Genomic DNA, 9,317 nt, shown 5'->3' on the forward strand with positions numbered 1-9,317 from the left:
GGGGGGGGGGGGGGGGGGGAATTGATATTTTGCGTGACATTTATCACGCTGGATGGCACCTCGAGCCCGGTCGCGTCAAACCCAGGTCAATACAACCCCGCGTGCCCCGGCGGCCGGGTCTTGAAGCGCCGATGCAGCCAGTGGTACTGGCCCGGGGTTTCGGCAATCCAGCGCTGCAGCTCCGCATTCATGCGGGCGGCGTCGGCCTCGTCGTTGCCGCTGGGATAGTCCGCCCAGGCGGGGCCCACCCAGACCCGATACCCCTGGGCATCCAGCCGCGCCACCACCGGGATGACCGGCGCATGCGCGGCCGCCGCCAGCCGGGGCAGCGAGGTGACCGTGGCCGCCGGCACCCCAAAAAATGGTACGAACACCGACTGCGCGGCGCCCAGGTCCATGTCGGGCAGCAGGCAGACCGCCGCCCCTTCGCGCAGCGCACGCACCACGCCACGCACCCCGTCGCGCCGCGACACGATCCGCGGGGCCCCAAACCGCCCGCGCCCACGGCGGGCCCAGGCGTCCAGTGCGGGGTGGGACTGGGGGGCGTACAGCGTGGCCCACGGGCGATCGAATGCCTGCGTCATCCGGGACCAGGCCGCGTCCAGCCCCACGAAATGCGGCACGAACAGCAGCCGGGGGCCGGGCTCGGACAGCGCGGCCCAAGCGCCCTCCAGCCGCACGCGCCGGGTAATAACCGCGGGCGGGGCATGCCACAGCCACACCCGGTCCACGAAAGCCTGACCAAAGTGACAAAACGTCTGCCACGCCCAACGGCGGCGCTGCGCCGGGCTGGCCTGGGGAAAGCACAGCGCCAGATTGCGGTGCACCACCGCACGCCGCCGCACGGCCCCCAAATACAACACGGCGCCCAGCGCCGCGCCCGCCGCGCGCAACCACGGCAGGGGCAGCCGCGCCACCCAGCGCAACCACCAGGGGCCGGGGGCCGTCTCGATACCAGAGGGGGTGGGCGGGGTGTTCATGCGCGGGCGCATGATAGCCGCCCCGGCAGCTTCGACCGGCGCGGCCGCGCCCTGCCACGGCGGCGACAGCGGCCGCGCGACAGACGCGGCCCTCGCCAGTACCATGGCGGGCATGGAACCGACCGCCTCTTTGTCCCCCTCTTTGTTCGACCCGATCCGCGTCGGCGCCTGGACGCTGCCCAACCGCGTCGTGATGGCGCCGCTGACCCGCAACCGCGCCCCAGGCCAAGTGCCCACCGCGCTGATGGCCACCTACTACGCCCAGCGGGCCCGGCCCGACACCGGCGCGGGCCTGATCATCGCCGAGGCCACGTCGGTCTGCCCGGAAGGGCACGGCTATGCCGACACACCGGGGCTGCACACGCCGGAACAGGTGCGCGCCTGGCGCGCCGTCACCGACGCCGTGCATGCCGAGGGCGGGCACATCGTGGTGCAGCTGTGGCACGTGGGGCGCATTTCGCACGTGGCGCTGCAACCGGGCGGCCAGCCGCCGGTGGCGCCTTCGGCCATCCGCGCCGCCGCCAAGACCTATCTGGTGCAGGATGTGGACGGCCAGCGCGTGGGTGGCTTCGTCGATGTCTCCGAGCCACGAGCGCTGCGGCTGGACGAGCTGCCCGGCATCGTCGCCGCCTACCGCCAGGCCGCCCTCAACGCCATCGAGGCCGGCTTCGACGGCATCGAAATCCACGCCGCCAACGGCTACCTGCTGGACCAGTTTTTGCGCCGGGGCAGCAACCACCGCACCGACGCCTACGGCGGCCCCATCGAGCACCGGGCGCGGCTGCTGTTGGAGGTGATGACCGCCGTGACGCAGGCCATCGGTGGCGAGCGGGTGGGCATCCGCCTGTCGCCGGTGACACCGGCCAACGACGCCCAGGACGACGATCCGCAGCCGCTGTTCGAGTACGTGGTGCGCCAGCTCGCCCCGCTGGGTCTGGCGTATGTGCATGTGATCGAAGGCCAGACCGGGGGCGCGCGCGACTACCAGCAAGGGCCGCAGCCGTTCGACTACGCCGCACTGCGCCGCGCCTACCGCGACGCGGGGGGAACGGGGGCCTGGATGGTCAACAACGGCTACGACCGCGCCCTGGCCGAGCAGGCCCTGGCCCAGGGGGCCGATCTGGTGGCCTTTGGCCGGCCGTTCATCGCCAACCCGGACCTCACGCGCCGCCTGCGCGAAGGCCTGCCGCTGAACCCGCTGCAGCACGCCACGCTGTACGGCGGCGGCGCCGAGGGCTACACGGACTACCCGTTCGCGGCTTGAGCCGCGGACGGCGTCGAGGTCAGGGCGCCTCGGCGTAGCGCGCCCATTCCCAGTCGGTCACGGCCGCGGCCCAGGCGTCCCACTCGGCCCACTTCAGGGCCAGCCACTGCTCGCACACCGCCTCGCCCACGGCGTGGCGCAGAGGGGCGTCGAGCGTCAGCGCCTCCAGCGCAGTGGCCAGGTCGCGCGGCAGGCGGCCGGGCAGCGGCGCGCCCGCGCGGTGGCGGTCGTACAAATCGTCCGCGCACGGAGTCGGGGCCGGCAGGGCCTGGTCGATGCCGGACAGGCCGGCGGCGAGCGTGCCGGCCAGCGCCAGATACACGTTGCAGGCGGGATCGGGCAAGCGCCACTCCAGCCGCCCGGCCACGGCGCGAAGCAGGCAGGTGCGGTTGTTGTCGCCGATCGCCTTCCACACCGGGGCCCAGGTGGTGCCCGAGGCGCTGCGCCCGGCCGCCAGCCGCTTGTAGCTGTTGACGGTGGGCGCGCACCATGCCGCCAATGCGTCGGCGTGGTGCAGCAAGCCGGCCGCAAAGCGCGCCCCCAGGGCGCTCAGACCCAGCGGCGCCGTGGGATCGGCCATCAGCGCCCGCCCTTCGGCATCCGTCAAACTCAGGTGAAAGTGCAGCCCGCTGCCGGGGGCGTTGGCCAGCGGCTTGGGCATGGTGCTGAAGGCAAAGCCGTGCCGGTCCGCCACCGCATGCGCGGTGAGCTTGAAGAGCTGGTAGCGGTCGGCCGCCGCCAGCGCCTCGTCGTGGCGGTAATTGATCTCGTACTGGCCGTTGGCGTCCTCGTGGTCGATCTGCTCGATCTCGAAACCCAGCGCGCCCAAGGCCGCGCGCATGTCGTCCAGAAACCCCCGCTGGCGGTGGATGGCCTGCAGGTCGTAGGACGGCTTGTCGAGCCGGTCGAGGCCGTCGCCCGCGCGCCAGCCGCCGTCCGGGCGGCGCTGGAGCAGAAAAAACTCGGGCTCGATGCCCACCCACGCCGTCCAACCCCGCGCGCGCAGCCGGTCCAACTGCCGGCGCAGCACCTGACGCGAGCAGGTCGCCAGCGGCTCGCCCCCCGCATAGCCGTCGCAAACGGCATGCGCCACCCCGGGCATGAAGGGCAGCGGGCGCAGGCTGTCGGGCTGCACGCGGCCAAAATACTCGCTGCGCGCCCCCAGGCGGGGCAGGCCCGTGCCCCAGATGCTGGGGCCGGCAAAACCGGCCCCCTCGCGCACCCATTTGGGCAAAGCCGCCAGCGGCACGAGTTTGCCCTTGGGCGCACCCAGCAGGTCGGTGAACGTGGCCAGGATCGAGTGGATGCCCTGTGCGGACAGCCGCTCGACCGTGGCCTGCAGGGTGGCGTCGCGGTCCACGGTCACACCGGGCTGTCGATGCGAATCCAGGTCGTCTTGAGCTCGGTGTATTTGTCGAAGGCGTGCAGCGACTTGTCGCGCCCCACCCCGCTTTGCTTGAAGCCGCCAAACGGCACGGTGATGTCGTCCTCGTCGTACTGGTTGACGTGCACCGTGCCCGCGCGCAGGGCCCGCGCCACGCCGTGCGCCTTGTTCAGGTCGCGCGTCCACACCGCCGCCTGCAGGCCGTAAACATTGGCGTTGGCTTGGCGGACCGCATCCGCCGCATCGGTGAAGGTGATCACCGACAGCACCGGGCCGAAGATCTCCTCGCGCGCGATGGTCATGTCGTTGGTCACGCCGTCGAAGATGGTCGGCTGCACATAGCAGCCGCCGGGCACCGGCTCCACGGCCTGCCCGCCGACGAGCAGCCGGGCGCCCTCGGCCTGGCCCTGCTCGATGTAGCGCAGCACGGTGTCGAGCTGGATGCGGTCCACGATCGCGCCCATGACGGTGTTCTTGTCCAGCGGATTGGCGGGCTGGTAGCGCGGCACCAGGGCCAGGGCTTTTTCCAGGAAGGCGTCCTTGATCGACGCCTCGACGAACAGGCGCGAGGGGGCGTTGCAGCTCTCGCCCTGGTTGAAGAAGATGCTGCCCACGGCCGCCTCGACCGCGCGGTCCAGATCCGGGCAGTCGGCAAACACGATGTTGGGCGACTTGCCACCCAGCTCGGTCCAGGCGCGCTTGAGGTTGCTCTGCCCGGCCATCACGTGGATCTGCTTGCCCACGCGCGTGCTGCCGGTAAACGCGATGCAGTCCACGTCCATGTGCAGCGCCAGCGCGCTGCCCGCCTCGGGCCCGTAGCCCGGCACGACATTGAACACGCCCGGCGGAATGCCCGCTTCCAGCGCCAGCTCGGCCAGCCGCAGCGCCGTCAGCGGCGACTTTTCGCTGGGCTTGAGCACGACCGAATTGCCCGCGGCCAGGGCGGGCGCGATCTTCCACGCCGCCATGATCATGGGGTAGTTCCACGGCACGATGACCCCCACCACGCCGACCGGCTCGCGCGTGATCAGCGCCAGGGCCGTGTCGGGCGTCGGCGCGATCTCGTCGTACACCTTGTCCACCGCCTCGCCGTACCAGCGGATGCAGTTGGCGGCGCTGTTGACGTCCACGCCCTTGGCGTAGCGCAGGGGCTTGCCCATGTCCAGCGTCTCGGTCAGCGCCAGCTCGTCGCCGTGGGCCAGGATCAGCTCCGCGAAGCGGATGAGCACGCGCTTGCGCGCCGCCGGGGGCTTGCCCGCCCAGCGCCGGTCCTCGAACGCGGCGCGCGCGGCGGCCACCGCGGCGTCGATATCGGCGGGCCCGCCGCGCGCCACGGCCGTCAGCAGCCGGCCATCCACGGGCGAGTGGCAGTCGAAGGTGCGGCCATCGGCCGCCTCGACGCGGCGACCGTCGATGAAGGCACGGCCATCCAGGGTCAGGGACGGGGTTTCGGGGGTCATGGTCATCCTCGCAAAGGGTGGAGCAATCCCGTCAGCGCACGCCCAGCGTCTTGGTCTCGGCCCGCGCGGCGGCGGCGATCTCGCGCTCGCGCCGGCGCGTGGCGCGCGCCACCCACACGGCGTAGCCGACGATGACGGTGGTGACGACGGCGATCAGGATCGTCGCGGCGGCGTAGATCGTGGGGTTGATGCCGCGGCGCGCGTAGCCGAAGATCACCTGCGGCAGCGTGTTGACGCCGGGGCCGGAGAGGAATTCGGAGATCACCACGTCGTCGAACGACAGCGTGAACGACAGCAGGAAGGCCGCCAGCACCGCCTGCGCGATGTTGGGCAGCGTGACAAGGAAGAACACCTGGTGCGGCCGCGCGCCCAGGTCCATCGCCGCCTCCTCGATGCGGCGGTCCATTTCCCGCAGGCGCGACTGCACCACCACCATCGCGTAGGCCATGCCCATCAGCGTGTGACCCAGGATGATGGTCAGCATGCCGCGCTGCGGCCAGCCGAAGACGTTTTGCGCCCCCACCATCAGCAGCAGCAGCGACAGGCCGATGATCACCTCCGGCATCACCAGCGGCGCGTTGACCATGCCCGAGAACACGGTGCGCCCCCAGAAGCGCGGGTAGCGCACCAGCACGAAGGCGGCGAACGTGCCCAGCACCGCCGACAGCACGCCGGTGGTCAGCGCGACCTTCAGCGAGACGAAAAAGCCGTTGACGATCTTGCTGTCGTCCAGCAGCGCCTGATACCAGCGCAGCGAAAAGCCGGTGAACACCGCGTCCTGCCGCGTGCTGTTGAACGAGAACACGATCATGAACAGCAGCGGCGCGTACAGAAACGCATAGACCAGCAGCAGCCAGGCCTTGCCAAAGTGGCGCGTGAGGATGTTGCCCATGGTGCGGTCCCCCGGTCCTCAGGACTGCCCGGCGGCGCGCTCGCCGCTGTAGCGGTAGTAGATGGCCAGCGGCACGACGATCAGCCCGATCATCACCACGGCGAGTGCGGCCGCGCGCGGCCAGTTGTTGGCGGCGAACATTTCGTCCCACACCACGCGGCCGATCATCAGGTTTTCCGGGCCGCCCAGCAGCGACGGGATGACGAACTCGCCCACCGACGGGATGAACACCAGCATGAAGCCGGCGATGATGCCGGCCTTGGACAGCGGCACCGTCACCAGCCAGAAGGCGCGCCAGGGCGTGGCGCCGAGGTCGTAGGCCGCCTCCAGCAGCCGCCAGTCGAGCTTGACCAGGTTGGCATACAGCGGCAGCACCATGAAAGGCAGATAGACGTAGGTCATGCCCACCAGCATCGAGACGTTGGTGTAGAGCATGTGCAGCGGCTCGTCGATCACGCCCAGCGCCATCAACAGGCGGTTGAGGATGCCGGCGTCGGCCAGGATGCCTTTCCACGCATAGACGCGCAGCAGGAACGAGGTCCAAAACGGCAGCATCACCATCAGCAGCAGGGCCGGGCGCACCGAGGCGGGGCTGCGCGCGATGAAGTAGGCGAACGGGTAGCCGATGACCAGACACAGCGTGGCGGTGATGGCCGCGTAGAGCAACGAGCGGACGTAGGCCTCGATGTAGAGCGTCTGGAACAGCGGGCCGTCCCACTCGGCCTTGAAGATGGTCCAGTAGTTCTCGTACTTCAGACGCAGCACGCCGGCCGTGGCATCCCACAGGGGCTGGAAGGGATCGATCCCCGTGCCCATGTCCACGAAGCTGATGTACAGCAGGATCAGGAAGGGCAGGAAGAAGAACACCGTCAGCCAGCCGAACGGCACGGCGATGACGAAGCGGCGTCCCGGCACGGACAGCAGCGACGAGGCGGGGTTTCGGGCCATGGCGGTTCTCCGGGTGGGCGCCCTCAGTCGCGCAGCACGACACCGGCGGTGTCGCTCCACCAGAACCAGACCTCGTCGTCCCAGGTGATGTCCGACAGGTCGTGGCGCGAGGTATTGGCCTCGGTGATGCGCACCTTCTTGCCCGCGGCGGTGACGACGATGTAGCTGTTGTACGAGCCGAAGTAGGCGATCTCCTTGACCCGGCCCTGGAACAGGTTGCAGGGCACGCCCTCCGGGCGGGCCTTGGCGATATCGATCTTCTCCGGCCGCACGGCCACGCACAGCGGCATGCCGACGGTGCCCGTGGTGCCGTGGCCGACGTGGATGTCGCCCAGCGGCGTGGTGACGGCGCAGTGGTCCGGCTCGTCGACGCTGAGGGTGCCGTCGAACAGGTTGACGCTGCCGATGAAGTCCGCCACGAACCGGTTGGCCGGGAACTCGTACATCTCCTGCGGCGTGCCGACCTGCAGCACGCGGCCCTTGCTCATGACGGCGATGCGGCTGGCCATGGTCATGGCCTCTTCCTGGTCGTGCGTGACCATCACGCAGGTCACGCCGACTTGCTCGATGATGTTGACCAGCTCGAACTGCGTCTGCTCGCGCAGCTTTTTGTCCAGCGCACCCAGCGGCTCGTCCAGCAGCAGCAGCTTGGGCCGCTTGGCCAGGCTGCGCGCCAGCGCCACGCGCTGCTGCTGCCCGCCCGAGAGCTGGTGCGGCTTGCGCCGCGCATAGGGCGAGAGCTGCACCAGCGCCAGCATGTCGTCCACGCGCTTGGCGATCTCGGCCTTGGGCAGGCCCTCGCGCTTGAGGCCGAAAGCGATGTTCTCCCAGATGTCCAGGTGCGGAAAGAGCGCATAGCTCTGGAACATCATGTTGACCGGCCGCTCGTAGGGTGGCAGGCCCGCCACGTCCTGCCCACCGAGCAGGATGCGGCCCGAGGTCGGCGTCTCGAAGCCCGCCAGCATGCGCAACAGGGTGGACTTGCCACACCCCGAGCTGCCCAGCAGCGCAAAGATCTCGCCCTTGCGCACCGACAGCGACACCTCGTCGACCGCCACCGCCTCGTCAAAACGTTTGACGAGTTTTTCGGTGACCAGATAGTTCTCCTGCTCGCCTGGAGCACGGGGAGCTTCAGCCATGACGGATCACACTCCTGCAGGTCGGCCGGGGCCGACGGACAAATAAAACGGGCTGTTCATACACGGTGGCACGAACAGCCCGGGCTCATCGGCGGTGCGGGAGGACACCGCCTGGCATCACTTGCCGCGCTTGAACGCGTTGTAGGCCGAGGCCATGGCCTCGCGCGCCTCGTTGGTGTAGCTGCTCGGCTGGATCAGCTTGGGCATGTAGTCGGCCGGCGGGAAGATCGACGGGTTGTTGACCACCTCGGGCTTGATCTGGTCCTTGCCCTGGGTATTGCCGGCGTTGTAGCCCATCTCGTTGGCCATCGCGGCGGCGTTCTCGGGCTTGAGGAAGAAGTTGATGAACGCGTGCGCGTTGTTCGGGTGCTTGGCGTCCTTCAGGATGGCCATCGTGTCGAAGAACGCCAGCGCGCCGGTGGAGGGCAGCAGCGCGACGATCTCGTCCTTGGAGCCGGTCTCGGCCGCGCGGGCGGCGGCGATGTTGATGTCGCCGGCCCAGCCGATCGCCACGCAGGCCTTGCCGCTGGCGATGTCGTCGATCATGGTCGAGCTGAAGATGCGGATGTCCTTGCGCACCTTCAGCAGCATGTCCACCGCCGCCTTGTAGTCGGCCGGGTCGTTGGAGTAGGCGTCCTTGCCGATGTAGTGCAGCGCCACCGGGATGATCTCGGTCGGCGAATCCAGGTAGGCGATGCCGCAGGACTTGACCTTGGCGGTGTACTTGGGGTCGAACACCAGGTCCCAGGCGTTGTCGGGCATGGGCATGTTGCCCAGTGCCTTGGCCAGCTTGGTCTTGTTGACGCCGACGGTGGTGAAGCTCCACGCCCAAGGCACCAGGTGCTGGTTGCCCGGGTCCACCTTGTCCAGCACCTTCAGGACACCGGCGTCGAGGTTGCCGTAGTTGGGAATCTTGGCCTTGTCCAGCGGCTGGAACAGGCCGGCCTCGATTTGCGGCTTGGCGAACACACTGCCCGGCACGACGATGTCGTAGCCGGTGTTGCCCGCCACCAGCTTGGCGTGCAGCGCCTCGTTGGTCTCGAAGGTGTCGTAGTTGACCTTGATGCCGGTTTCCTTCTCGAAGGCCTCCAGCATGCCCTCGGGGATGTAGTCCGGCCAGTTGTAGATGTTGAGCACCTTCTCGTCGTCGAGCACGGGGCCGGCGGGGGCCTGGGCGACGGCCCCGTGCTCGACGACGAGAAGGTGCTCAACATCTACAACTGGCCGGACTACATCCCCGAGGGCATGCT

Annotated in this window: 8 protein-coding genes; 1 reads left to right on the forward strand and 7 read right to left on the reverse strand. The window is 69.3% G+C overall.

The window, feature by feature from the left end; genetic code table 11:
• Window positions 1-86 precede the first annotated feature (86 nt).
• A complete protein-coding gene (locus tag Tfont_RS13805; RefSeq protein ID WP_143969867.1) occupies window positions 87-980 on the reverse strand; it encodes a lysophospholipid acyltransferase family protein in 894 nt (297 codons plus the stop codon).
• A gap of 112 nt (window positions 981-1,092) precedes the next feature.
• Here Tfont_RS13805 and Tfont_RS13810 point away from each other — a divergent pair, with 112 nt between their 5' ends.
• Window positions 1,093-2,244, forward strand: a complete 1,152-nt coding sequence (locus tag Tfont_RS13810) for an alkene reductase (RefSeq protein ID WP_143969868.1) — start codon at window positions 1,093-1,095, stop codon at window positions 2,242-2,244.
• Window positions 2,245-2,263: 19 nt separating this feature from the next.
• On the opposite strand, the gene Tfont_RS13815 is transcribed toward Tfont_RS13810, so the two are convergent.
• The 6 genes from Tfont_RS13815 to Tfont_RS13840 all read right to left on the reverse strand — a co-directional run bounded on the left by Tfont_RS13815 (window position 2,264) and on the right by Tfont_RS13840 (window position 9,222).
• Complete coding sequence (locus tag Tfont_RS13815; RefSeq protein WP_260682407.1) at window positions 2,264-3,604, reverse strand: glutamine synthetase family protein; 1,341 nt, start codon at window positions 3,602-3,604, stop codon at window positions 2,264-2,266.
• Between the two features lie 2 nt (window positions 3,605-3,606).
• Entirely contained in the window at window positions 3,607-5,088 is a 1,482-nt protein-coding gene (locus Tfont_RS13820; protein ID WP_260682408.1) for an aldehyde dehydrogenase, read from the reverse strand.
• Window positions 5,089-5,119: 31 nt separating this feature from the next.
• The gene (locus Tfont_RS13825) at window positions 5,120-5,980 is read right to left on the reverse strand and encodes an ABC transporter permease (RefSeq protein ID WP_143969870.1); all 861 of its coding nucleotides are present in this window, start codon (window positions 5,978-5,980) and stop codon (window positions 5,120-5,122) included.
• 18 nt (window positions 5,981-5,998) lie between these two features.
• Window positions 5,999-6,928 carry an ABC transporter permease gene (locus Tfont_RS13830; protein WP_143969871.1) on the reverse strand — a complete coding sequence of 310 codons (930 nt, stop codon included), beginning with the start codon at window positions 6,926-6,928 and terminating at the stop codon, window positions 5,999-6,001.
• A 23-nt stretch (window positions 6,929-6,951) separates the two neighbouring features.
• Window positions 6,952-8,067, reverse strand: a complete 1,116-nt coding sequence (locus Tfont_RS13835; RefSeq protein ID WP_143969872.1) for an ABC transporter ATP-binding protein — start codon at window positions 8,065-8,067, stop codon at window positions 6,952-6,954.
• Window positions 8,068-8,184: 117 nt separating this feature from the next.
• The gene (locus Tfont_RS13840) at window positions 8,185-9,222 is read right to left on the reverse strand and encodes an extracellular solute-binding protein (protein WP_260682409.1); all 1,038 of its coding nucleotides are present in this window, start codon (window positions 9,220-9,222) and stop codon (window positions 8,185-8,187) included.
• Between the last annotated feature and the right edge of the window lie 95 nt (window positions 9,223-9,317).

It is taken from the genome of Tepidimonas fonticaldi (assembly GCF_007556755.1).
Classification (GTDB): Bacteria; Pseudomonadota; Gammaproteobacteria; order Burkholderiales; family Burkholderiaceae_C; genus Tepidimonas; species Tepidimonas fonticaldi.

What these genes read in the sequence shown, in the direction of transcription:
- Tfont_RS13805 (WP_143969867.1), bottom strand. Translation starts at nt 980, where the DNA reads ATGAACACCCCGCCCACCCCCTCTGGTATCGAGACGGCCCCCGGCCCC.
- Tfont_RS13810 (WP_143969868.1), top strand. Translation starts at nt 1,093, where the DNA reads ATGGAACCGACCGCCTCTTTGTCCCCCTCTTTGTTCGACCCGATCCGC.
- Tfont_RS13820 (WP_260682408.1), bottom strand. Translation starts at nt 5,088, where the DNA reads ATGACCCCCGAAACCCCGTCCCTGACCCTGGATGGCCGTGCCTTCATC.
- Tfont_RS13825 (WP_143969870.1), bottom strand. Translation starts at nt 5,980, where the DNA reads ATGGGCAACATCCTCACGCGCCACTTTGGCAAGGCCTGGCTGCTGCTG.
- Tfont_RS13830 (WP_143969871.1), bottom strand. Translation starts at nt 6,928, where the DNA reads ATGGCCCGAAACCCCGCCTCGTCGCTGCTGTCCGTGCCGGGACGCCGC.
- Tfont_RS13835 (WP_143969872.1), bottom strand. Translation starts at nt 8,067, where the DNA reads ATGGCTGAAGCTCCCCGTGCTCCAGGCGAGCAGGAGAACTATCTGGTC.